This is a genomic window from Phormidesmis priestleyi ULC007, from assembly GCF_001895925.1.
Taxonomy (GTDB): Bacteria; Cyanobacteriota; Cyanobacteriia; order Leptolyngbyales; family Leptolyngbyaceae; genus Phormidesmis_A; species Phormidesmis_A priestleyi_A.
Window position 1 is genome coordinate 78652 of the sequence record NZ_MPPI01000009.1, and the last position, 23390, is coordinate 102041.

Below are 23390 nucleotides of genomic sequence, written 5' to 3' on the forward strand. Positions count from 1 at the left end.
TCCTGCTGCTAATGGGCAGACCGATTTTTATGAACATTCGCGCCGTTTCTTTGGCGATCGCTCACCGTTTTCGATCAGCAGAACTTTGGCTGGTGCTGAGTTTAGCGTTTGCCGCTCTCTATGGCGGGTTGGCCTTGCAGGAAGCATTTTCTAGCGAATATGTGATTCAGGACGATGCGCGAGTCTATCTAATTTGGATGCAGCGGTTTCTCGATCCGCAACTCTTTCCGCAAGATTTGATGGCAGATTATTTTCAGTCTGTCACTCCTTGGGGGCTAGGAACGCTCTATCGCATGATGGCAATGGGGATTTCTCCCTTGGTGTTCAGCAAGCTGCTGCCGTTGGTTCTCAGTCTGCTTGTAGGCTGGTATGGATATCGGTTAACAGTGCAGTTGTTTCCGATTCCGATCGCAGGTTTTTTTAGCAGTGTGATTTTGCTGCAAAGCTGTTGGCAGCGAGATGATCTTGCCTCTGCATCTCCCCGATCGTTTTGGGAATTATTGCTGATTGCTTTTCTCTATTACCTAGCGCGACAGGCTTGGATTCTCTTAGCGATTACAGTATTGGTGATGAGCCTATTCTGCCCTCTGTCAGCCGTGTTGATCGCTTTGTTTATCAGTTTGCGTTGTCTGTGGTTTGTTGGAAGTTCTATTCGAGCTAATCGAGTGAGAAGCCTAAAGCGTTCTTCACTGCGATCGTGGATTGCAGCCGACTGGTTTCCAAAACCACTGCGCTTAGAATTAGGGATTTTAGTTTTAACGATCGCGGCACTGCTTCCTTATGTGTTGAGTCAGTCAGAGTTCGCGCCCACGGTAACAGCGGCTCAAGCCCGCACCATGCCTGAGTTTTTGCCGGGAGGACGATTGCCCTTTTTCTTTCCCAGTTTTTTTGGATTTTGGTTAGATGGCACTGATAGCGGAATTCAGATTACCGCGAATCCACCTTTGATCACGATCGGGTTATTGTTGCCGTGGCTGCTCAAGTTTCGCCCCCAGATTCCGCTTTTAAAGCAACTGCGATCGGAATGGAAACTCCTACCGCAGTTGGCGCTATCGGGCGTAGTAGGATTCTTGATCGCTCACATAATGTTTGCCAAACTCCACTTTCCGAGTCGCTACACAACTCATAGTTGGCGGGTCGCAATGGCAATATCAGCAGGCATCGTCTTGGCGATCGGGCTAAATTCGCTGCTTAATTGGGCACGGCAAGCCCGATCTTCTGTTCGCAATCTGCTGGTGCATGGCATGGTTGGAGTATGGATAGTGGCAGCCGCGCTATATCCTCATCTGGTGTGGAAGGAGTTTCCCAAAATGGGTTATGTCACGGGCGGAAACCCTGCGCTCTACCGATTTTTGCAAGCTAGCCCAAAGTCCAGCTTGACGGCTTATTTAGGGCTAGACGGCAGTAACTTGCCGATGTTTGGTCAACGGTCTACGCTCACTGCTCAAGAATATGCAGTGCCGTTTCATCTGGGCTACTATAATCAGATTCGTCAGCGAACGATCGAGCTTTTAAAGGCTCAATACAGCCCTGATCTGGCGCTTGCAAAACGACTAATCCAGCAATACCGCATTAACTATTGGCTAATTGATCAAGCTGCATTTAAACCTGAATATCTCCGAAGTTATCGCTGGTTTCGACTATTTGAACCTGAAACCGGACGTGCGATCGCCTATTTAAAAGCTGGTAAGTTAGGGGCGATCGCTCAAGTCATGCCTCAATGTCGCCTCACCACAGCAGGCGGAGTCACGATATTAGATGGACAGTGCATTCTCAAACAAAAGCAGATTAGTGCTGCACCCACTGACGCAGTTTAGACGGCAACTCTTTTCTCGATCGACCCACCGGATCAATGCAAACATGACGAGTCGAGGCTCGACTTGCGGGACGATCGAAATCAGCTAACCCAATTTCATAAATAATCTCAAACTCACTGTCATTAATCGGGTGAGGACTGATTTGCACCGATAAGCGATCGCCACAGTGTAAAGGGCGAAAAAAATCAACATCCGCATGAACAATGGGAACGGCAACATCAGAATCTCGAAAGAATGATTTCAGATCAATGCCTGCGGCGATCAAAATTTCTTCGTAAGCTTCATGGCAAATCTTGAGAATATTGGCAAAATAAACAACGCCAGCCGCATCAGTATCTTCAAAACGCACCGTTCGTTGATAGATAAAAGTCATTGATTTGATGGCTCAAATAGGGCTAAATCAGCTTGCAGAAAATCAATAAACTGCCGTGCAGTTCTGCCCGATCGCCCGTTATGTCGAGTTGCCCACTGCAAAGCACGATACTCCAAATCCTGCGGCTCTAGCGTGATTTTTGCCCGTTGTGCGAGGTGATCAATCATCTTTAAATAAGTGGTTTGATCCGCAGGTTCAAAGGTGAGCGTTAAGCCAAAGCGATCGCTAAACGATAATTTTTCTTGCACAGTGTCCCAGTGATGAACTTCGTCAGCATCTTTGGGGCGAGGACGATCGTCAAAAAACTCGCGAACTAAATGCCGTCGATTTGAGGTGGCATAAACTACGACATTTTGAGGACGAGCCGTGAGATTACCTTCCAGCACAACTTTTAGCGCTTTATAAGCATCATCGTCTTCTTCAAACGATAAATCATCGACAAAAATAATAAATTTCTGAGGTAAATTCCGCAATGGCTCAACGATTTCGGGCAGATCTTTGAGTTCAGATTTGCCGACTTCAATCAGACGAAGCTGACGATCGTCATACTCTCGCAGCAGCGACTTCACGAGAGACGACTTCCCCGATCCCCGGCTGCCATAAAGCAAAACGTGCAGAGCCGCATGACCAGACAGCAGAAACGCTGTGTTTTTGAGCAGCATTTCACGCTGACTTTCATAGCCAATCAAATCAGATGCTCGGAGCGAATCGGGATGAGCGATCGCGTTCAGTTGCCCATTTTGCCAACGAAATGCCCGATATTCTGCAAAAATTCCCGTCCCAAACTCGCGGTAGTAGGCAGATAACGCTTCTAAAGCTTCCGCCCAATCTGGCATCGTTCCTAGCTTAGTCTTTAGCTGTGAGGCGATCTTTTCTGAGTCACTCACCGTCATTTTTTGGGATAACTCATCTGACCAAGCAGTTAAATTTTCAGATGAAGTTTGTTGGGTAACCCACTCACAGATTTGCTCACTCCCACAGCCATAGAGACTCTGTAATATCTGTAGGTCGCGCTTTACTGCTTTGATCAAGGCAGACGGGAGATCGTCAGCTTTTTGGACGTGACGAGAAAAAGCATTTTCTGCGGTCAGAAGCCGATCGAGCACATATTCCTGCCAGCCTTGATTGCGTTCAGCCAGTGCCGTAAACCAAGTTCCATAAGCCTGTAGCGCAGCGGAACTGTCTGCACGGGTGAGCGACTGCAACAACTCTAAAAAGGCTTGCCCCACCCGATCGCTTAAAATCTCTCGATATACCAGCAATGAGAGTAGATTCTGATGCAGGGTTTGAGGTGCGCTGACTGGAGTATTCATAAACTCAACCACGCCAACACGACTTTAGGTGCAGGCAGAATAATCAGCAGCACTAGAGCCAGCGCTAACAGCCCAATCACATCGCGGACGTTGTTTAACTCAGTGACATCGTTCAGCGCAGGCTCATCAGTGGCAGGAAGCAGCAATAGCAAAATTGCCCACAGCAGCAAATGTTGTTGGGCAAATGAGAGAACCAGCAGCAGCAATCGAGAAATTTGTCCGATCGCGGCTCCGGTGCGCTGCCCAAACATGGCATGCACCATCCGTCCACCGTCTAGCTGTCCGACGGGCATCAAGTTAAAGGCACTAAACAGCAAGCCAATCCAGCCCGCGACAGCGATCGGGTGCAGATTAATGGCCTTTTGAGCCACCAACTCGCTTCCGAGAGCTAACTTTCCTAACACTGCCAGCACCACAGAATATTTAGGATTCAGTGCCTCAAAGCTGAGTAACCCGGCTCCTGGTTTAGGCGGTAGGGCAACCACGCTGGAATGATCTAAGCCCCAAAACAGCAGGGGGATCGCGATCGCAAGTCCTGCCAATGCGCCAATCACACCCACATCAAACAGCGCTTTGCGGTGAGGAATCGGCGATCGAATCTGAATAAACGAGCCAACCGTCCCCAAGGGGATCAGCGGCAGGGGAATGACTGGAATGAAATAGGGCAGAGTCGCGGCGATGTGGTAGCGGCGAGTTGTCCAATAAGAACCCAGCGATCGTATGGCAAAAAATCCCATGATTGCCAGCGCATAGGGCAACCCTTGCACTAATACGGAGGGTTCCAAAGTAGGCTGTTTCCCGGCAATTTCTAACCCTGCCAGCGTTGTGGTAAGCAGCGTCATTGCCGCTAGACCCAGTGCAATGCCAGGACGAGTCAGCCGTTGATTTTGTCTCGCCTCTACGCTGGCTTGAGGGTTAGGCACCAGCGCAAAGAAGGGTTTATTATCGTTCAGCCCTTCTTGAAACACGACAAAGAAGCGATCGCCAAATTTTCCTTCGACGTTTTCCTGGATTGTCTTGTAGGCAACTTCTGGCACGGTGCGTAGCTGTCCCCGACAGATCACGGCTTGCGGACGATATTCAATATTTTGTAAATAATAAATTGACCAGGGAAAACAGCCTTGTAAACTGGTCTCCTCGGCTTTATTAATAGGGCGCGAAACAGGTTGCTCAACAGGTTGCTCAGATAGCGTTTCTGGGGTCGAAGATGGCGTTTGGGAAGCCGTATCGAGCGCAGAAGTCGGCGCAATTCGCCCTTTTTGAATTAAGTATAGATAAAGTGCCAAACAGCCCACAAACAGCAAAATGACCAACTCTAAGGGCATTCGTCGCTGTGTTCCAAACGCGATCGCCCAAGCGGTGAGCAAAAACGCAGGCATCATGGCAACGAGCCAGAGCACCCAAACAGGAGTGCGAGTGATTCCGGTCACTCTCTGCACAATAAAATATGTAATCAGTCCTAATACAAATAACCAGATCCAATTCATGCGCTGAATTTTAAGAATTTATGATGCAGTAGATTCCGAAACACCGTCGTAGAGCCTTGTTTAGTCGTTGAGAGATGCCCCGGTAGGATTTAAACCATAGCACTCAACCCACTGCCACCGTTTGCTAATAGATTCAATGGGTAAAGTTGCAGAAGCCTAATATTTTTTCGTTCTTTGTAGAATCCTCAACAATCTGGCAAAATCAACAGGGGCGAACCACTTAGGATCGCGTAAGGGCATGGCACTGCCGTGCCCATTATCATTGCAAGTAACCGATATTATTCAATTCGCATTCCTTACTATTAGAATTGACAGCCCATCAGTCAATATTTTTATAACACCAGTGCCTTCAGAACAATTTGCGTCTTCCTCTTCCACTCCTCTTCAGGCTAGTTCATCTCGTCAAAAGGTGTCATCTTCCAAACCGCCCCGTCTCGTTTTAAGCAGCGATGACGGCTCTTCTCCTCACTTTATTTTTGCGTTTGCGCCCAATCGAGATACGTTGGGTGGAACAGCTTATCTGATTATAGAAACAGAAGGCAATATCTTAGTAGACTGCCCTGCCTGGGATGAGGCAAACCAAACCTTTTTGCAAGCGCAGGGGGTGCGCTGGTTGGTGATGACGCATCGGGGTGGCATGGGCAAAGTTAGAGACATTCAGCAGGCATTAGGCTGTGAAGTCGTGATTCAAGAGCAAGAAGCCTACTTACTACCAGGGTTAGCGCTGACGGTCTTTCGCGAAGAATTGAGCCTCAATCACAGTCGCCTGATCTGGACTTCAGGACATTCTCCGGGTTCTGCCTGTCTCTATCACCAGGCTTGGGGGGGAGTGCTGTTTTCAGGTCGGCATCTGGTGCCCGATCGTCACGGCAACCCCGCGCCCCTCAGAACTGCCAAAACCTTTCATTGGGTTCGTCAAATTCGCAGCGTCCAAACGCTATTGGATCAATTCACACCCGACACGCTGCGGTTTCTCTGCCCAGGCGCAAGTATTGGCTTTCTGCGGGGCAAACAAACGATCGCAGACCCCTACCCCAAACTGGCTCAACTAGACCTGCAAGCCTGCCTAAAAATGCAGCCAATTCTCTAAAGCATCAGCCGTTCTAGCGCGTGCGGGTCGGGAATGCAGAGGGTGTCACGATCGCGCTCAATTAATCCTTTCTTCTCTAATTTGCTCAACACTCTGGTCACCGTTTCTCGCGCTAGACCACTCAGGCTGCTCAATTCGCGGTGAGGAAGGTTGGGAATCTCGATTCCTCTAAGGCTGCGCTTGCCCTGACCTTCGGCTAAAAACAGCAGAATATCTGACACCCGTGAGGTGCTGTCAGATTCTCGCAGTCTCAGCCGCCGATTGACCTGTCGCAGACGACGCGCCATGAGTTGAGCCAGTCTGACTCCTGCTTGTGGCTCGTGGTTGAGCAGTTGCACAAAATCTTGAGCGGGCATGTTGCCGATCGCCGTCGGAGCCAGCGTGATCACATCGGTCGATCGCGGCACTTCATCTAGGGGTGCCATCTCTCCAAACAGTTCTCCTTTGCCCAAAATGTTGAGGGTGACTTCCTTGCCGTCGAGGTTATAGGTTCTAATTTTTACCCAGCCCGTCAAAATAAAATAAACAGAGCTTCCCCAGTCATTTTCTAGAAGAATGACTTGATTTGCAGGGTGGCTTCGCATCACCACATGAGCAGTCGCTTTCTCAATTGCCGCCTCTGGCAACCCGTCAAAAAAGGGAGCAGAGGTGATCGATTCACTAGAGGAGTTGTCGGGCGAGTTATGCCAATCTTCCATTGGAACTTTAGTTTGAGGGGGGCAGGTCACACTGAAGAGCGAAATTTTAGAAAACCTAAATTCAGGGCTGTTCGTTTAGTAGAGCTTATTCCTTAAAATTAGTAGAATTACAGATCAATTAAGCGGATAGGCATGTGTAGAAGCAAGAGTTTATGGCAATTAATTTATACAGTAGTTAGTCGCTTTTATACAGTAGTTGGTAGCTTAATGACAGATGACGATTCCGTAGTTTGTTTCACGATCATCTATCTCAAAAGAGTTGAGGCAGCCGCTACTCCATTAACTAGCGTAAACCACACGACATCATAGCCTAAAGTTTTGCTGACATCCGAGGAAACCACAGTTAAACCGCTAAAATTGGACAAACTACAAAAAGCGCTCCGCTATAGTGCTGAAACATCTCAATTTAATACTGAGTTTCTGTCTGTTATCTAGTGATATTTTAGACGCTTTCCGTAACGATGAATTCTTAAAGTGATTCAGGTTTCAAGAAAGGGGTTCCTCAGTTCTGCAAAACTTTAATCAAGGACGCGATCGTGACTTCTCAGATAGATCAACTTCAGATCCTCATTGACCAAGTTGACAGCGCACTTAGCAAAGCGGTTTCTCGTCTTCCTTGGGCAGCAAGTGGGCAAATCAATCAGCAGCGTCAAGTCTTGCAACGAGTGCGTGATTATTTGATTGGGCAGCAACGATCGGCGGCAAATTTTGCTGAAACGACGCAAGAATCTGCGGCGCTAAATCAGTCAGAAGCTAATGCCCAACAAGTCATGCAGTCTATGACGCAAGAGATCACTGAGTTGCGCTCAACGCTGCTTAGACCCTTGAAATCTGAAGTGATCACTCTAACCCAGCAGCGAAATGCGCTGATGCGTCAAGTTCGGCAGCTAGAGGCTCAGATCCACAGCCACGCACTCGAACAATCCGATCCGTCTGCTCTCAAGTCTTCTCAAGTTGAGCAGTTGCAGACTGTACACGATCGCGCCGATCAAGTGTTGGGCACACTCGACGCTACCTTAAGGATCGTCTTTGATTCGCTACAGCAAGATATCGACGCTTACCAAAATTCGCTCTCTCAAGGACTCGCCAAGCTCCATGGCTTAGGGGAGCAGGGAGAAGTTATGTTTACCGAGCTAATCAGCCGTCTGGCGCAGCAATTGGGTCAAGAATCCTCCCATTTGCAGTCTCAACCTCAATTAGCGGATAGCGGGTTGCCGTTTCAATTAACTCAGAATCCCGCCCCGTTGATCGGCAATAGCGCGATCGCGGCTAGAGCTACGCATACAGCCTTTGACCCAACGACGATATCGCTTCCTTACCCTGGAACTGAAATACCGACTTCTCGCACAGAAACCCCTGAACTATTCTGCAACGAGTCTGATTCTATTCACACGCTCACCGATTTGTTAGAGCAAATAAGTCGTGGAACGCAGGAGCCTCTTAACGTCGTTTCAGTTGCGCCACCCGCGCTTACAGAAACAACCTACACGCCAGAAGAAGATCTATTGCCTATACACCCTGCTCAGAATGCAGAGCTTGGCCAGAGTGCTTTAAGTCAAGTTAGTGAGGAGTCTCAGCTAGAAAGAGAGGAGCAAGACGGGACATCTTCTGATTCGGCGGACTCTCAATCATCGTCTTCTGCCCCTCCGAGTGTGATCAAATTGTCTGGGATGGATGATCTATTTACTTAGATAAGAATCTTCAGCCTCGCAAAAAGTGAATCGACAGGGCACCCATCTAAGGAAGATTTTCTTAAGCCCTATCTGAACTTCATAAAAACTTGAGTCAGTTCAAAGATTGAGCAAATGTCGCCCCTTTTCCTACCGTCTAGGGGGTGAGGCTGAATATATTGGCAGTGAAGTCAACCTTGTAAAAATTGGCTGCTGCCCGTGATGATGTCTCCTGAAATTTCCTCTCCTTCCTACTCAATCTTGCTTGACTGCGCTCAAGAATCTGAGATTTCTGCGATCGAACTTGCGAGTCCCGTTGAATTGGAGGTTCTCCACTCTTCGGCACACAATAAGCTAAAACGACTAATTGATATTGTGGGTGCTGTAGTTGGCTTGGGCATCACTGCGATCGTGGCAGTTCCTTTAGCGATCGCCATTCAGCGTGATAATCCAGGCCCCGTTTTTTATAGCCAAACGCGCTGTGGTGTTAAAGGAAAGCCCTTCCGAATTTGGAAGTTTCGCTCAATGGTTGCCGACGCAGAACAGCGAAAGCACCTGGTCGAAAATCAGGCGAAAGGGCATATCTTTAAAAACGAAAACGATCCTCGAATCACTCGCGTCGGTGCATTTTTGCGTCGCACCAGTCTAGATGAGCTTCCTCAGTTTTGGAACGTGCTCAAAGGTGAGATGAGCTTAGTCGGAACCCGTCCTCCGACCCTAGATGAAGTCAAAAAATATCAGCCTCATCACTGGGTGCGTCTAAATGTGAAGCCAGGAATGACTGGAGAGTGGCAGGTCAATGGTCGCTCTAGCGTCATCGATTTTGAGGATGTCGTCAAACTAGATGTTGCTTATCAGCAGAAGTGGTCAATTGCCTACGACCTGAGATTGATTATTAGCACGATCGAGGTCGTGTTCAAGAAACGGGGTGCTTGCTAATCAAGCCTCACTTTATCGGGCAGCAGCTACCTAGTTAAATCTATTGTTGAAAAATAGGGATGATCCTTTTCGGATTGTCCCTATTTTCGTATGCTGAATGCGGATGCCGTTTGCTCAAGCCTATGAATTTGCCCACCTGGATCACAGTCTCCCGTCTATTGGGGGTGCCCTTTCTTTTATATGGATTGCAAGATCCCACTCCACAAACTCGCTGGATTATGGTGGGTGTCTTTTTAGTGGCATCAGGAACAGACTGGCTAGACGGATATCTAGCTCGAAGACTCAATCAGGTCACAGATTTGGGCAAGTTTCTAGATCCGCTAGTCGATAAGCTATTGGTTTTGGCTCCTCTCTTATCACTGATTGAGTTGGGACAGATTCCGGCTTGGGGAGTCTTTATGATTTTGGCGCGGGAGTTGACGATCGCGGGGTGGCGCGTTGATCCCAACCTACAAAAAGATGCGATTCAAGGGGCAAATTTTTGGGGCAAACTCAAAACCGTGAGTCAAATTGTGGCGATCGCGCTTTTAATCGCACCCCTCCCCAACTCATGGCAACTCTTCTGTCTGACTGCCTTCTGGGTCTCAGTTGCCCTAACCTGGATTTCGGGCGCAATTTATTTAGCCCCGAAGCGAACTAGTTAGAAAATTGAGCGTTCCAGAAATAATCGGCGATCGGTCGATCGGATTTGGCAGTCATCTCTTGAGGCGGATTGAGCAAAATTAGCGACTGTAAAAGCGCTCCTCGCTGGGTTCTTGGCATTCGCCGAGCCACTCGATTTGGAATTCCGTCACCATAGACGATGTGCCCTTGACCCGCCAACACTACAACATTAGTCGTTGGATTGGTGCGAAGAAATTGACTAACCCGATCTGCCATTGTTTCGTCCCAAAGAATCTGGGCTAAAAAGAAGCGATCGAACTGGCTGCTGTTGCCTTTGCCTTGATGAATTTCTTGATAAATCAGCCGCATTCTCTCTCGATAAGCGTCTGGCTCTGCCAGGATCTCAGACAATGGTGGAATAAATCTGCGATCTGCCAGAGTCAGGCTTTCTAAGCCACTCCGCGAAACTTTGCGGGTGATTTCGGTCGGTGTATTGAGGGCAATCACAGGGAGCCGATTCTTTTTAGCAAACCGCAAAATCGGAGCGTAATACTCCCACGGGAAGCCCCAGCGGGTTTCATATTCAGTCAGTTCTTTGAGTTGAGCTTCGGTGATCGTTCCAGCTAGATAGCGATCGAGCACCGACTGATAAGGGCGCTGAAACATCTCCATCGCGATCGCCAAATTGGGATTTAACCGATGAAGTGATTGAATAATTGCAAATTGAGCGCGATGGTCGTCAGCGCGATCGTGGGTTTCGCCCAAATAAACCACGTCTGCCATTGCTAGTTGCTGAAGCACATTTTGCGGGTCGTAGCTCTGTTTTTGAGGACTAGACACCGAAATTTTAGGCGGTGTGCCCAAAGCTGACTCAGGAGTTTGAGCAAACACAGGAAAGGCGCAGACCAAGATAGCACTTAGAGACCACACCCACACTCTGACGAAATAAAGCTTTGACATTTTGCGATCGGGATGCCTGTATAAATTATGGATGGTGATGGACTCCTCCTTCTGGCTCATCAACTTATCACTATTGAAGGAATCAGAGCACGGCTCGATCGACCTATCTTGAAGGTCATCAATAGAGCATTAAGGTAATCACCATGAGCCAAGAATCAAATCCTACCGCCGCGCAACCTGGCAAAGGTGCTGCCGGAGATCAGTGGGCAGTTCAGACCGCACAGCCGACTAATGTAAATCCTGCTGATGAGCGTATCCCATCTGGGGTAGATGTTGAACAAAACAAGCACCAATTGGAAGCGGCGGCTCAACAAGAAGAAGACACTGACTTAAAGACGACAGATGGATATGTGATCACTGAGTCGGGTCAGATCGATAACTTTGCAGTGGAACCCCCAATGTATTACGAGAAGGATGGACAGCGGGTCGAGATCAAAGAATAATCTAGGAGATCTCCAGAAGAGAAAATTTCTAAGGAATGCGGATTGAGTAAGGACTGGATTTACCCTCACCCCAACCCTCTCCCCAAGGATAGGGAGCAAGAGTCTAGAGGCTCCTGCTCTCCTTGAGAAGACGGGCTAGGCGAGGGCTTTGCCCCACTTCGTGAGGGTGGCAGACAGCTAAAACAAGGTTTCAAAAAGACCAGGAGCGTGCCAGAGAAGATAAGCGATCATGGCACAGACGATCGTAATCAGCAACGTCACCCCATACGCGATGCACATCAATAAGCCGTCTGACTCTAACATCGCAACGACTAATAACAAAATCCCGATGGTGGGGAATGGATTGGTAAACGGAATCGGCGCAATTAGCAAAATCGCTAACCACGTAATACACAACCCATTAAATTGCCAGATATAAGGGTTTGAAGCAACGCGAGTCAGACGCGGACGAGTGATTTTTTCAAGAATTTTAGTCACCCGTTTGACATTTTGCAACAGTTGTTTGGCAAACGCTTGAGGAAACTGAAATCGAGCCACTTTTTTAGGGAGCCACGGCGATCGCCGCCCTAATGCCATTTGCATTCCCAATAAAACGCAGCCTGCGCCAGGAATGCCCGTCAGTCCAGGTGGCACGGGAAACAAAAAAGGCAGCACCAGCAACCCAATCACCAAACTAAAGCCCCGTTCTGAAGTCTCTGACAAAATCGCACCCAGGGTCAACGGTTGCTCAGAGATGCGTTTTAGCAAAGATTCGATATCTTGGGAGAAGCGCAGGTGCATGATGGGGAAACCGGGATCAGGAGGAGTTAGCAACTATCGTAGCTTTTACGTTTGAGACCCTAGAAATTCTTCACCTTTCAGAGTCATTTTTCCGGCTTCCCCGAATCTTCGATCGCTGCTTAGTCTTCTCCACCAAAGTGAGCATCGAGAAAATTGAGCGCGTGATTTCGCAACTCATAATAGTCAGGAGACTGACGGAGTTGGGCCCGATCGCGCGGGTGTGGAAACGGCACGTCTAAGATTTCACCGATCGTGGCGGCGGGCCCGTTGGTCATTAAAACGATGCGATCGGACATATAGATTGCTTCGTCTACATCGTGAGTAATCATCATCACAGCTTGACGATGGCTCTCCCAAATCTCTAAAACTTGACGCTGAAGCTTGCCGCGAGTCAGAGCATCTAAGGCTCCAAAAGGTTCGTCCATCAGCAGCATTTTGGGGCGGATTGATAACGCACGAGCGATGCCGACGCGCTGTTTCATCCCGCCCGAAATTTCATCGGGATATTTGTCTGCGGCGGCGGTTAAATTCACCATTGCAATGTGTTCGTTGACGAGTTCTTTTTTCTCGACGGGCGAGAGATGGGTCAGCACTTCGTCTACGGCGAGTCGAATGTTTTGCCGCACCGTTAGCCAGGGCAGCAGCGAATATTGTTGAAACACCATCATCCGATCGCAGCCAGGTTTGCGAATTTCTTGGCCTTGTAGTCGGACAGAACCAGAGGTGGCTTTTTCTAACCCTGCCACAATTCTCAGCAAGGTAGACTTTCCGCAACCAGAGTGACCGATGACTGAGATATATTCAGTTTCGGCGATCGTTAAATCAATGCCTTTCAGCACCAGCGACTCTCGACCATTTTCAGCTTTAAACGATTTGTGCAGGTTCTCAACCTTCAGAAATTCAGACTGATTAAAGTGAGAATGTGACACGTTCATAGCGGTTGATTCAATCATGACAAAACTCCCAAACTAAGGTTAAGACAAATAGAATTGAGTGGGTCGATCGGCACGAATTTCAAAGCTGTTGAGATAGCCCACTGGATCGCTGGGATCAAATGCCTTTTTGTCGATAAACACGTCAGCAGGTTCGACTTTAAAATCGTCGGCAGGACAAGCGATGCCCAGATCTGCGGCAACGTCTCGGTAGAGGTCAGTTTTCCAGGCTTTTTGGGCAATCTCTTCGGCGTTTTTAGGAATCTCTTTAATCTGTCCCCAACGAGCCGCTTGCGTCATCAACCAAACGCTGTGAGATCGCCACATAAAGGTCGAATGAGCATTTGCCACTTCGGGAATATTGGGCGGAATGTCAAAAAATATCGTCGTGTCAGCCGCTTGTACTGTGCGATCTTTGCCGTCGAACCCGCCGTAATTGTAGTCACCGACGATCGCGGGTCGTGTCAGTTTGGGTTTGGCTCCGGTAAACGATCGGGTAGAAATAATCCGGGTGACTTCCTCACGGTTTTGCGGATCACTGCAATAGCGACAGGCTTCGATCATGGCTTTGAGCAGCGATCGATACGTTTTAGGATTCTGATCAATAAATGACTGCATCACGCCGAGGAGTCGATCGGGGTGCCCTGCCCAGATCTCTTTGCCCTGAGCAAAGGTGAACCCGACTCCTTCATTGCCTGTGATGGCTCGTGTGTTCCAGGGTTCAGCGACCATGTATGCCTGCATCGCCCCGATTCGCACGTTGACCAGCATCTGAGGCGGCGGAACGATAATCACCCGAAATTCTTTGAGCGGATCGACCCCCGTTGCCGCAACCAGATAGCGAACAAAATATTCGTAAATAGCAGAACTCAGCACCACTGCCCAGACTCGTTTTTCAGGCGGCAGATTGTCAAAATAGCGGCGAAAGTCTTGCCCAAACGCCGCTAAGTCACCGTTATATTCAAACCAGGGGCGCAGTCCAGCATCCCACATGGCTTTGTTCATGGTCATCGCGTTGCCGTGGCGGTGGATGGTCATCGCTGCACAAAGAGGCGCGTGACGTGCGCCTTCTGCCCCCATACGGGCGTTGGTAACGGCTCCTGAGACGACCGGGGAGGCATCTAATCGCCCAAAGATGATGCCGTCGCGAGAAGTTGCCCAGCTTGCCTCGCGGCTGAGGCTCACGGTTAGCCCATATTTACGAAAGAAGCCTTTTTCCCAAGCAACGGCAAACGGGGCACAGTCGTTGACGGGCACATAACCGATCGTCAGATTTGGCTTTTCTAAACTCTCTGGCTTGACAACCTGCGCGATCGCCATCGCTGATTCCGAGAGGTATTGAGGTGCTCGATTGGCATTAATTGCACAAGAGGAAAGCGCAAACCCTCCGGCACTTCCTCCCATTTGCTGGAGAAATTTTCGGCGCGTCCAGATATTTGTCATAGTGGTTGGGAGAATGATTGCTAGATTGATCGCCGTCTGCGAGTTACGATCGTTTCTAATTGCCCGATCGCAAAGTCTAAAAACAGTCCGGTTAACCCGATCACAAACACGGCTAAAAAGACAGAACTCAGATTTAAGCGGCTCCACTCATCCCAAACAAAAAAGCCGATACCCACGCCTCCGGTCAGCATTTCTACGGCAACGATCACAAGCCATGCAACGCCTAAACTAATTCGCAATCCGGTAAAAATATAGGGCAGACTCGCTGGGAGAATTATTTTGATCATCTGCCTCCAACGAGGCATTCCTAACATTTGCGACACTTCAAGATAATCTTTGGGAACACTGGAAACGCCTAACGCAGTATTAATAATGGTTGCCCAAAGTGACGTAATGAAGATCACAAAAATAGCAGAGGGATCAGCCAGATTAAAGATGGCCAGCGAAATTGGCAGCCACGCTAACGGTGATACGGGCTTAAAAATCTGAATCACTGGATTTAACGCCATCATCGCTTTTTTAGACATCCCAATTAAGAACCCGATCGGAATAGCAACCAGTGCGCCGAGTGAAAACCCAATTAATACGCGACGTAAACTTGCCAGCAGTAGCCAACCAATGCCTAAATCACCGGGGCCTCGACGATAAAACGGATGCAGAATGAAGTCTAAATTTGCGATCAACGCTTCGGGTGGGGTGGGCATCACGTCATGGTTAAAGCTTGCCACCACCCACCAGACTGCAATCACCCCTAAAAAGCCCAAAATCGGCAGGACAACAGCATCCCGTGAGATCACAGGACGCATCTTTTGCCAAGTCGTCTGACCTGCGATCGCCAAAATCGCAGCCAAGTTTAGCTGAAGAATCATATCAATGCCCCAAACAACTGAGTGAAACGGGAAGAGGCACTGATGAGTCTAAAGCACTAAAATGCTGACTCTTCAGCCCTCTCTCAATGCTGACGGAGTTAGCTGACGGGCGAGGGCTGAGAGATGCCCCTCTTCGGGTTGTTCAAATCGTTGAATTCACGAAGATAAGCCCCAATAATTTGGTTCCTCCGCTTCAGGAGTCTGAGTGGAGTTAACCACCCAAATTGCTGAATTAAGCTGACTTACTGATCTGACTTTTTACAAAATGTAGCACTGAATAAAGCGATCGACAATCTTTCTTCCGATCGAGCCGATTTCCGATCGCACTCACGCAATTTTATGGATGGTTAACCTCAGTTTCACTCAATAGATAAGTCGGCAATCCATCAATGCTGACTTGATTTTTTTCTTGCCAATATTGCTTGAGTCCGTCTTCACCTTTCTTTTCAGCCCAACGAATCATCGTTTCTCGTTCTCCTTGATACTCATAAAGTGGCACGCCATGACCGCAAGAAGTCTGTGCCGACTCAATCCTTAACTTGATGATTTGCCGTGCGCCTGGAGTCGGGAGAAACCAGCGATCGAGCCTTCCCCATTCAGCATCTCTCGGACGAATCACAGTGCCCTGCCCATAGAGACGCAAAATCAAAGGCTGTTGCGTGAAACTGCAAAACATGATCGTCATCCGGCCATTTTCGATCAGATGGGCGCTGGTTTCGTTGCCGCTTCCAGTTAGGTCGAGATAGGCGACGGTGTGAGAGTCGAGACAGCGAAAGGTATCGATGCCTTTAGGTGAAAGGTTTACACGCCCATGAATTGGAGCAGATGCTGTAAAAAACATCTGCTGTTCAGCGATAAATTTTTGAAGCGGTTCGGTGAGTTCGGTATAAAACTTTGCCACAGCTATGGAAAATGAGAGGGTAGATCGATCAGACAAGTGAGTGAAGTTAAAACATTTAATTTCGCTCACTTACCCAATCTACCTTCAACTCTCCGTTACTTGATGTCCTGTTGCCGTGATCAATTGCTTAAAGGTTTCTTCAGAGGCCTTTGCTTCGATCGTCACCGTTTTGTTAGCAACATCAATATCGACTTTGGCATCCGGTTCAGTCGTCAAAATAGTTTCTTTAATTTCTTTTGCAATAGCAGGATTATCAAGGGTTGGAATATGTAGTTTTAACGCCATTAGACTTACCGTAAATAATCTTCTATTGTGAGTCCTCTTGCTAAATTTGATGCCCCGTCTTGAGATAGATTTCCGATCGTAAACTTTTCCGGATGGGGAATTCATAGGGTTGTAGTAAGCAAATCATCAATATTTGATGAGAAACCGCATAAACAACCACACTGAAACCTACTTTAAAGACAGTGCAGTCAGGAGAGATTAATCATGAATATGAGGTCGCTCAGTCGTAGCGTAATCATGGGTAGCCTGTTAGGGGTTGTGTGGATGATGCCCGCCTCAGCCCAACAAGCCATGCTGACCCGTGGCGAAGTCTACAAGCTGATCAACAATGTGCAACTGCTGCTCAACAATCGATCGCCCCGTGCTGCGAGAGTTTCAGATGTGATGGTGCCGCAAGATGCGCTTCGCACGGCGAGTCGATCGAAAGCCGAATTGCTGTTTAACGAAGGCTCTCTGGCTCGAATCGGCTCAAACGCAGTTTTTCGCTTTATTCCAGGGCTGCGGGGCTTTCAGCTTAGAAATGGGACGGCGCTGATCATGAGTCCGCCGACGACGGCATCGACCCGCATCGAAACGCTAGAAGGTCAGGCAGTGGCTGAGATTCCGGCTAGCTCACCGCCAGGCTCGGCCGCCACAAATGTGTTAAGTCTGGCGATGGTCATTCAAGTCGATGGCGTGACGCAAAAAACGGACTTCTATAACCTCACCAGCACGCCGATCAAAATCTTGGACTCTAAAGGCAATTTTCTGTTTATCAACGGCGGACAAACCGTATCCGTTCTCAAAGGCACATTAGGAGAGGTCAAAACCTTTGACTTACGGACGTTTTATAAAACGAGTGGGTTAGCCTTGGGCTTAGGGCCAGGACAAGAACCGATCGTGCTCCAAGAAGCACCCCCTGTTCAGCAGACCTTAAAAGCCGTCAGAACAGCAACCCTGGCAACTCTAGATTTGCAAACCAAAGCGATCGAAGGACTCTGCACCCTCAATGCCAGAGGAGGGGATAGCACTCTAGCAACCAATTGCATTACCACCGATTCAGACGATCCGCTTCGAGGATATCTCGATCGTCGTGATGTGGTGACTCCGGTGCCCGATCGTCCCATTCCCACACCTCCCCCGCCAACGCCGCCGATCGTGCCGCCAACACCGCCGATTGTGACACCGCCACCTGTTCCGCAAACACCACCGATTGTGACAGTGCCGACAAATCCTAACACGCCACCTGCCAATAATAATCAACCGCCACCAGTCACAAATCAGCCGCCCGTAGTTCGCTAATTGGGATAACCATTCAACTTTATTTATCTACCCGGATGATTGATTATGCGTGTTTCCTCGATCGCTCTTTGTGTGTTCGCGATGTTTGGCAGTTGTGAGTTTTCCTCGATCGCTCAGGCTGCCCCAGATTTAATGGTGCCAACCCGTCCACTTCCAGCCAATCCAGATCCGTCAGCATTTCCATCAGACTTGACATCGCCTGAATCGGACATCAAACCACTTGACCCAGAAGACACCCAATCAGAAGTCGGTGAGATTCGGATTCTTGAGCGCCCGGCAGTGGCGGAGCGTCGTCAGCCTGATGTGCAGCTACTGTTGCGGTCTTCAGTGTTTTCTAGCTCTAACATTACATCCCTCAGCGCGTTTAGCCCCAGCGACACGGTGTTTATCAATAGCGGATTGCTGTTAGCTACCCCAAAACTGGGTGAAACGACTCGCCTGATTGCGTCTGCTGGTGGCGGCTTGGTACGGTTTGCCAATCAGGGCGACTCGAACTACAACCTGCTGAATTTTAATGTGGCAGTTCAGCAGCGAATCGCACCTGGAACTTATGGTCAACTGGGCTGGGTGCAAGAAAATCTCTATCGCGCAGACAGTGGCGATCGGCTCTTGCAAGACAATTCTGTCCAGTTTATTTTGGGTCGCCAAGATCAGCTTGGGCAACAGTTACGGCTCGATTCGTTTTATGAGTTGAGAGCTAGTTTTACCAACCCTGATGATCAAAATCGCGTCGCGAATACGTTGGGCGCTCGACTGCGATATGACATTACGCCCAAACTGCAAGGTGCATTAGACTATCGACTCACTTTTAAGAATTTTACTCAGGTCGATCGCGCTGACACCGAGCATCAGATCAGTGCGTTGGCAATCTACAACATTAACCCTGACGTGTTTGTTGCGGGTAACGTGTCTTATTTGTTTGGGCGGTCTTCGAGTGCGGCGATCGACCTTGACAATCTCTCGATCGGCATTAGTCTCGGCTGGAACGTGCCCCTATTTTGAACTGTTTTATTAGGTTAGGGCACAGCAAGCCATGCCCCTACGGGATTTCTATACCCGTGAACTAAACCTCGACGGGCATTTTCTCTTCAGTGGTGACTTGCATCTTCTCTTCGGGGGGCTGTCGTACCGCCTCTCGATGCGTGATCAATCGTGCGCCTCGGTGGCGAGTGAAATAATTCCACCCCCACTGAATCATCACGATCAGCTTGCTATCAAACTCGATCAAATAATAAATGTGAGCAACCACCCAGACAAACCAGGCGATGATTCCAGAAAAGCGGATGAACCCTAAATCCACAACTGCCGCATTTTGGCCAATCACCGCCAAACTGCCGACCTCAAAATAAGAAAAGGCGGGCAGAGTTTTGTCCTGAAAGCGTTTTTGAATCAGTTTGGCAACATATTCGCCCTGCTGCATCGCCACTGGCGCGACTCCGGGCAAAGGCTTATCACTTTGGTGAGCAAAATGCGCCAGGTCGCCAATCACAAAAATATTGGGATGGTTTGGCAGACTTAAATCAGGCTCGACGATCACACGCCCCGATCGATCGAGACTTGCCCCCGCCTTTTTTGCTAACACTTCGCCCATTGCTGAGGCTTTTACGCCAGCCGCCCAAAGAATCGTTTGAGAAGGAATTTGCTCGACTCCGCTTTCGCGCTCGATCGTCACAACCTGATCTGCAATATTAGTGACTTTGGTTTTGGTTTGAACGGTGACTCCGCGCGCAGTTAGCGTTTCTTCCGCTTTTGCCGACAGGTCAGGTGAATAGGGCGGCAAGATGCGATCGAGTCCTTCAAGCAGCAAGATCCGCGTTTCGGTGGTGTCGATGCTGCGAAAGTCTTCTTTTAATGTGTTGTATGCCAGTTCGGCGATCGCGCCAGCTAGCTCGACCCCGGTCGGGCCGCCACCTACCACTACAAACGTTAACCAGGCTTTACGTTTTTCAGGATCGGTTTCTTTTTCGGCGGCTTCAAACGCCATAAAGATGCGGCGACGCATTTCTAGGGCATCTTCAACGGTTTTTAGCCCTGGAGCGTGGTCTTTCCAGTGCTCGTTGCCGAAGTAGTGGTGGCTGACCCCGGTTGCCACAATTAGCGTGTCGTAGGGTAACTCTTGTTCGCGGAGTTTGACAATTTGCCGATCGGGATCGATATCTGCGACTTCCTCCATCAGCACACTGGTGTTTTTGCTGCGGCTGAGAATCGATCGCAACGGCGAAGAAATATCAGCCGGGGAGAGCGTTCCGGTCGCGACTTGATAGAGAAGCGGTTGAAACAGATGAAAATTGCGCTTGTCAATGAGCGTGACCTCGACAGGGGCGCGGCGCAAAGCTTTTGCAGTATACAATCCGCCAAATCCGCCGCCGATGACTACGACGCGATGCTGGGGTGGCTTTTCAGTTGTGGTGTCCATTGGTTATCTATGAGAGGAATGGAGTAATCGAGCAGAAGCCGAAACGAGTAGTTTGACAAAGCAGTCAACGGAAAGGCATTTCTGCTCACGAGTCAACTGTCGAGCAAGCGACGGACTTAACTTAATTTATCCCTACTAGTCTAATCAGCCTTTTCAGGGATCTGAGTAGCTTTCGTTACGGGGATCAAAGGATTTCTTTAAAAACAGCGATCGTCGAACTTAATCAATCATTTTTTGAGTTCATTTCTAATGATTACGGAGAAGGTGCCAGAGCGGGATAGTGTCCATTTTTAGCGCTTTCTACTGAGGAGTTTGATATTCTCCTAAGGAGATTCAAACGAATCTATTGTGGCTCAAAATCCTCACTCTTCTCCTGAAAGAAAGTCATGCAAAAATACGGTGTTAATCAAGACGCTCCTACCAATGCTTGGATCATTCAAGTTTGGGCTTCCTTTGTGCTTTCAATCTCAGCAATCTCCTTCGGAATTCTCAATCTTCCCGCAAACGGATGGGTTAAAGGTTACATGGGAATGGGCGTTTTGTTCTCAGTAGGTTCAACCTTTAGTTTGGCAAAAACAACCCGTGATGTTCATGAGTCAAAGCGCTTAATCTCTAGAGTCGATGAAGCCAAGCTCGAAAAAATGTTGACCGAACACGATCCCTTTAACAAATAATTTCAGGAATTAGGGGGCAGCGAGGTGAAGCAGCAAAGACATCTTCAGGACGATCGCGCTTGCTCCCAATCTTGAATAGAATGATGCTTGAGATTCTCTAATTTTTTTGCAACCTGTGCCGTCACCCCGCATGACCCAGCCGCCTCTTCCGCCCCGCAAACCGCAAACCCTCTTGGGTAACTTGACTCAAGCGGTGCAAACCCTCACCAAGATTAACTTCTCAAAGCTGCGGCTCAAGCCCAATGCCCAAGTGCCAGAGCTTTTGGTGCAAGAAGCAGATGCCCCCAAAGCAGACAAGTTTCCGCTGCTGGGCGATCGCTATCTGTTAGGGCGCAGTTCCAAATCGTGTGACATTGTGGTGCGAAACCCGGTGGTAAGTCAGGTGCATCTGTCACTGCATCGGCAGCGGCGGCACAAAATCGCAGGGCTATTAGGGCGGACTCGGTTTGAGCTACGAGACGAAAACTCGACCAACGGCGTTTATCGGGGCAAGCGCCGACTCAAGTCAACCATGCTCTATGACGGAGATGTTTTGTCGCTAGGGCCACCAGAGTTGGCGGCGGCAGTGCGGTTGCAGTATGTCGATCCGCGTCCCTGGTATGTGCAGGCGATTCGGAATGGTTTATTTGGGGTGAGTGGGGTGACGGCTCTAGTGGTGCTGGCGATCGGGTTTGAGTGGCAACGATTCAGCGTCTATCCGCTGCCAGTGTCGGTGCAGGGCCCGGTTGTGGTTTTTTCTAGAGAAGGGCAAACGCTTCGCACTCCACGCACCCAGACCCACGCCGAACTGTCTCAACTTGGAGAATTTTCGCCCTATTTGCCGAGAGCCGTCATCGCATCTGAAGACTCTCGCTATTATTGGCATCTGGGCGTAGACCCGATCGGCACGCTTCGCGCCTTGATCGCCAACATTCGGGGAGGCGAGATCCGCGAAGGAGGCAGCACCGTCACCCAGCAACTCGCTCGAAATCTGCTGAGTGAATATGTCGGTCGTCAAGATTCGGCGGGTCGCAAGATTCGAGAAGCGATCGTTGCTCTCAAACTTGAAACAGTCTACAGCAAAGAATTTTTGCTCCGAACTTATTTGAATCGGGTCTATCTGGGCAGCGGCATTTATGGCTTTGAAGACGCGGCACAGTTCTATTTTGGCAAATCAGCTAAACAATTGAGCCTCGCAGAATCGGCAACCTTAGTGGGAATTTTGCCCGCTCCTAACAGTTTTAATCCAGTGCGAAACTATAAAGCTGCGATCGAATATCGCGATCGCGTCATTAGCCGCATGGCAGAGCAAGGCGCGGTGTCTCAAGAAGATGCCCAACGCGCTCGGCGATCGCGGATCGAAATCAGTCCCAAAGCGCGGCAAGAATTGCAAAGCACGATCGCCCCTTATTACTACAGTCACGTTTTTAACGAGCTAGAAGATCTGCTGGGTAGCCAACTTGCTCAAGAAGGCAACTTCATTGTGCAAACGGGACTCGACACCCAGATGCAAACCAAAGCCGAAACCAGTCTGCGAAGCGCGATCGCCAACAATGGAGCCAGTGCCGGATATTCTCAGGGATCGCTGGTGACGATCGACGCAAAAACAGGCGAAGTTCGCGCAATGGTCGGTGGCTATGACTATCAAGAAAGCGAATTTAATCGCGTCACGCAGGCCCATCGCCAACCGGGTTCGACCTTCAAAGTCTTTGCCTACACGGCCGCGATCGCCCAAGGCATTTCACCCAGCACCGCCTTCTCTTGTTCGTCTCTAGACTGGAGTGGTCAATATTTTGAGGGCTGTCACAGTGGGGGCGGCAGTTTGGATATGTATACCGGAGTGGCACAATCAGAAAATGTGATTGCACTGAGAGTTGCTCAAGAAGTTGGCTTAGGTAAAGTCGTTGAAACTGCCAAAAAAATGGGTATCCAGTCAAAGCTAAACCCGGTGCCGGGGCTGGTACTCGGTCAAAGTGAAGTCACGCCTCTAGAAATGACGGGAGCCTTCGCGGTACTGGCAAATCGAGGCATTCGCACACGACCCCACACCATCAGCCGCATTTTAGACAGCAGCGATTGCCCTAATCGTAAAGACCTCAAAACCTGCCGGGTCATTTACGACTCTCAGCAAGATGGCGGCGCAAACGAAACCGTTCTTGAGCCAGCCGTCGCCGATACGATGACGACGCTTTTGCAAGGTGTCGTGCAAAGTGGCACCGGGAGAAGCGCGGCACTGGGGTTAGGAGAAGCCGGGAAAACAGGCACGACGAACGATAACGTTGATTTGTGGTTTATTGGCTATGTGCCGAGTCGATCGCTCGTCACGGGTGTTTGGCTTGGCAATGATAACAATACCCCCACGGGCGGCAACAGTGGGCAAGCCGCTCAACTTTGGGGCAGTTATATGAAACAAATTGTGCAGTAAATAGATCGCTAT

General features: G+C 49.2%; 22 protein-coding genes and 1 riboswitch. Of the genes, 10 read left to right on the forward strand and 12 right to left on the reverse strand.

Annotation, left to right across the window (positions count from 1 at the left end; all coding sequences use genetic code 11):
* Positions 1-29: 29 nt before the first annotated feature.
* Positions 30-1817: a hypothetical protein gene (locus BRW63_RS10010; RefSeq protein WP_073070954.1), complete on the forward strand. Its 1788-nt coding sequence runs from the start codon at positions 30-32 to the stop codon at positions 1815-1817.
* Here the strand turns inward: BRW63_RS10010 and BRW63_RS10015 are convergent.
* From BRW63_RS10015 to BRW63_RS10025, 3 genes are read right to left on the reverse strand one after another with little or no spacing between them, the layout of a single operon-like run.
* Positions 1789-2190: an acyl-CoA thioesterase gene (locus tag BRW63_RS10015; protein WP_073070758.1), complete on the reverse strand. Its 402-nt coding sequence runs from the start codon at positions 2188-2190 to the stop codon at positions 1789-1791. The genes BRW63_RS10010 and BRW63_RS10015 overlap by 29 nt on opposite strands.
* Complete coding sequence (locus BRW63_RS10020; protein WP_073070759.1) at positions 2187-3503, reverse strand: ATP-binding protein; 1317 nt, start codon at positions 3501-3503, stop codon at positions 2187-2189. Before BRW63_RS10020 ends, BRW63_RS10015 begins: the two co-directional genes overlap by 4 nt.
* Entirely contained in the window at positions 3500-4990 is a 1491-nt protein-coding gene (locus BRW63_RS10025; RefSeq protein ID WP_073070761.1) for a site-2 protease family protein, read from the reverse strand. The genes BRW63_RS10020 and BRW63_RS10025 overlap by 4 nt, the downstream gene beginning before the upstream one ends.
* Before the next feature lie 409 nt (positions 4991-5399).
* Here BRW63_RS10025 and BRW63_RS10030 point away from each other — a divergent pair, with 409 nt between their 5' ends.
* Positions 5400-6080 carry an MBL fold metallo-hydrolase gene (locus tag BRW63_RS10030; protein ID WP_106253979.1) on the forward strand — a complete coding sequence of 227 codons (681 nt, stop codon included), beginning with the start codon at positions 5400-5402 and terminating at the stop codon, positions 6078-6080.
* Here the strand turns inward: BRW63_RS10030 and BRW63_RS10035 are convergent.
* Entirely contained in the window at positions 6077-6778 is a 702-nt protein-coding gene (locus tag BRW63_RS10035) for a Crp/Fnr family transcriptional regulator (RefSeq protein ID WP_073070764.1), read from the reverse strand. The two genes, BRW63_RS10030 and BRW63_RS10035, sit on opposite strands and share 4 nt — an antisense overlap.
* 536 nt (positions 6779-7314) lie before the next feature.
* Here BRW63_RS10035 and BRW63_RS10040 point away from each other — a divergent pair.
* The 3 genes from BRW63_RS10040 to pgsA all read left to right on the forward strand — a co-directional run bounded on the left by BRW63_RS10040 (position 7315) and on the right by pgsA (position 10031).
* Positions 7315-8469 carry a hypothetical protein gene (locus tag BRW63_RS10040; RefSeq protein ID WP_073070766.1) on the forward strand — a complete coding sequence of 385 codons (1155 nt, stop codon included), beginning with the start codon at positions 7315-7317 and terminating at the stop codon, positions 8467-8469.
* Positions 8470-8670: 201 nt separating this feature from the next.
* Positions 8671-9387 (forward strand): sugar transferase, encoded by a 717-nt coding sequence (locus BRW63_RS10045; RefSeq protein ID WP_223257342.1) that lies wholly within the window; start codon positions 8671-8673, stop codon positions 9385-9387.
* A 122-nt stretch (positions 9388-9509) separates the two neighbouring features.
* Complete coding sequence (gene pgsA, locus BRW63_RS10050) at positions 9510-10031, forward strand: CDP-diacylglycerol--glycerol-3-phosphate 3-phosphatidyltransferase (protein ID WP_073070768.1); 522 nt, start codon at positions 9510-9512, stop codon at positions 10029-10031.
* On the opposite strand, the gene BRW63_RS10055 is transcribed toward pgsA, so the two are convergent.
* A complete protein-coding gene (locus tag BRW63_RS10055) occupies positions 10024-11010 on the reverse strand; it encodes a ChaN family lipoprotein (RefSeq protein ID WP_223257343.1) in 987 nt (328 codons plus the stop codon). The two genes, pgsA and BRW63_RS10055, sit on opposite strands and share 8 nt — an antisense overlap.
* Before the next feature lie 83 nt (positions 11011-11093).
* Here BRW63_RS10055 and BRW63_RS10060 point away from each other — a divergent pair, with 83 nt between their 5' ends.
* On the forward strand, positions 11094-11393 hold the full coding sequence (locus BRW63_RS10060; RefSeq protein ID WP_073070772.1) for a hypothetical protein: 300 nt from the start codon (positions 11094-11096) through the stop codon (positions 11391-11393).
* A 177-nt stretch (positions 11394-11570) separates the two neighbouring features.
* On the opposite strand, the gene BRW63_RS10065 is transcribed toward BRW63_RS10060, so the two are convergent.
* From BRW63_RS10065 to BRW63_RS10090, 6 genes are all read right to left on the reverse strand, one after another.
* Positions 11571-12206 carry an exopolysaccharide biosynthesis protein gene (locus tag BRW63_RS10065; protein ID WP_223257344.1) on the reverse strand — a complete coding sequence of 212 codons (636 nt, stop codon included), beginning with the start codon at positions 12204-12206 and terminating at the stop codon, positions 11571-11573.
* Between the two features lie 86 nt (positions 12207-12292).
* Complete coding sequence (locus BRW63_RS10070; protein WP_073070775.1) at positions 12293-13126, reverse strand: ABC transporter ATP-binding protein; 834 nt, start codon at positions 13124-13126, stop codon at positions 12293-12295.
* Between the two features lie 21 nt (positions 13127-13147).
* Positions 13148-14548: an ABC transporter substrate-binding protein gene (locus tag BRW63_RS10075; RefSeq protein ID WP_073070776.1), complete on the reverse strand. Its 1401-nt coding sequence runs from the start codon at positions 14546-14548 to the stop codon at positions 13148-13150.
* 20 nt (positions 14549-14568) lie between these two features.
* Complete coding sequence (ntrB, locus tag BRW63_RS10080; RefSeq protein WP_073070778.1) at positions 14569-15417, reverse strand: nitrate ABC transporter permease; 849 nt, start codon at positions 15415-15417, stop codon at positions 14569-14571.
* Positions 15418-15490: 73 nt separating this feature from the next.
* Positions 15491-15666, reverse strand: a riboswitch (cyclic di-AMP (ydaO/yuaA leader).
* An 88-nt stretch (positions 15667-15754) separates the two neighbouring features.
* A complete protein-coding gene (locus tag BRW63_RS10085) occupies positions 15755-16318 on the reverse strand; it encodes a pyridoxamine 5'-phosphate oxidase family protein (protein WP_073070780.1) in 564 nt (187 codons plus the stop codon).
* An 84-nt stretch (positions 16319-16402) separates the two neighbouring features.
* Positions 16403-16603, reverse strand: coding sequence for a cation transporter (locus BRW63_RS10090; RefSeq protein WP_073070781.1), 201 nt, complete (start codon positions 16601-16603; stop codon positions 16403-16405).
* 204 nt (positions 16604-16807) lie between these two features.
* Between BRW63_RS10090 and BRW63_RS10095 the strand changes: the two genes are divergently transcribed.
* Together BRW63_RS10095 and BRW63_RS10100 are read left to right on the forward strand one after the other, a co-directional pair.
* Complete coding sequence (locus BRW63_RS10095) at positions 16808-17884, forward strand: hypothetical protein (RefSeq protein ID WP_143162036.1); 1077 nt, start codon at positions 16808-16810, stop codon at positions 17882-17884.
* Positions 17885-17929: 45 nt separating this feature from the next.
* On the forward strand, positions 17930-18886 hold the full coding sequence (locus BRW63_RS10100; RefSeq protein ID WP_143162037.1) for an outer membrane beta-barrel protein: 957 nt from the start codon (positions 17930-17932) through the stop codon (positions 18884-18886).
* 61 nt (positions 18887-18947) lie between these two features.
* Here the strand turns inward: BRW63_RS10100 and BRW63_RS10105 are convergent, their stop codons facing one another.
* Entirely contained in the window at positions 18948-20300 is a 1353-nt protein-coding gene (locus BRW63_RS10105; protein ID WP_073070785.1) for an NAD(P)/FAD-dependent oxidoreductase, read from the reverse strand.
* 386 nt (positions 20301-20686) lie between these two features.
* Here BRW63_RS10105 and BRW63_RS10110 point away from each other — a divergent pair, with 386 nt between their 5' ends.
* Both BRW63_RS10110 and BRW63_RS10115 read left to right on the forward strand, forming a co-directional pair.
* Positions 20687-20974, forward strand: a complete 288-nt coding sequence (locus BRW63_RS10110) for a YiaA/YiaB family inner membrane protein (RefSeq protein ID WP_073070786.1) — start codon at positions 20687-20689, stop codon at positions 20972-20974.
* A gap of 130 nt (positions 20975-21104) precedes the next feature.
* Positions 21105-23378: a PBP1A family penicillin-binding protein gene (locus tag BRW63_RS10115; RefSeq protein WP_073070788.1), complete on the forward strand. Its 2274-nt coding sequence runs from the start codon at positions 21105-21107 to the stop codon at positions 23376-23378.
* Positions 23379-23390 lie beyond the last annotated feature (12 nt).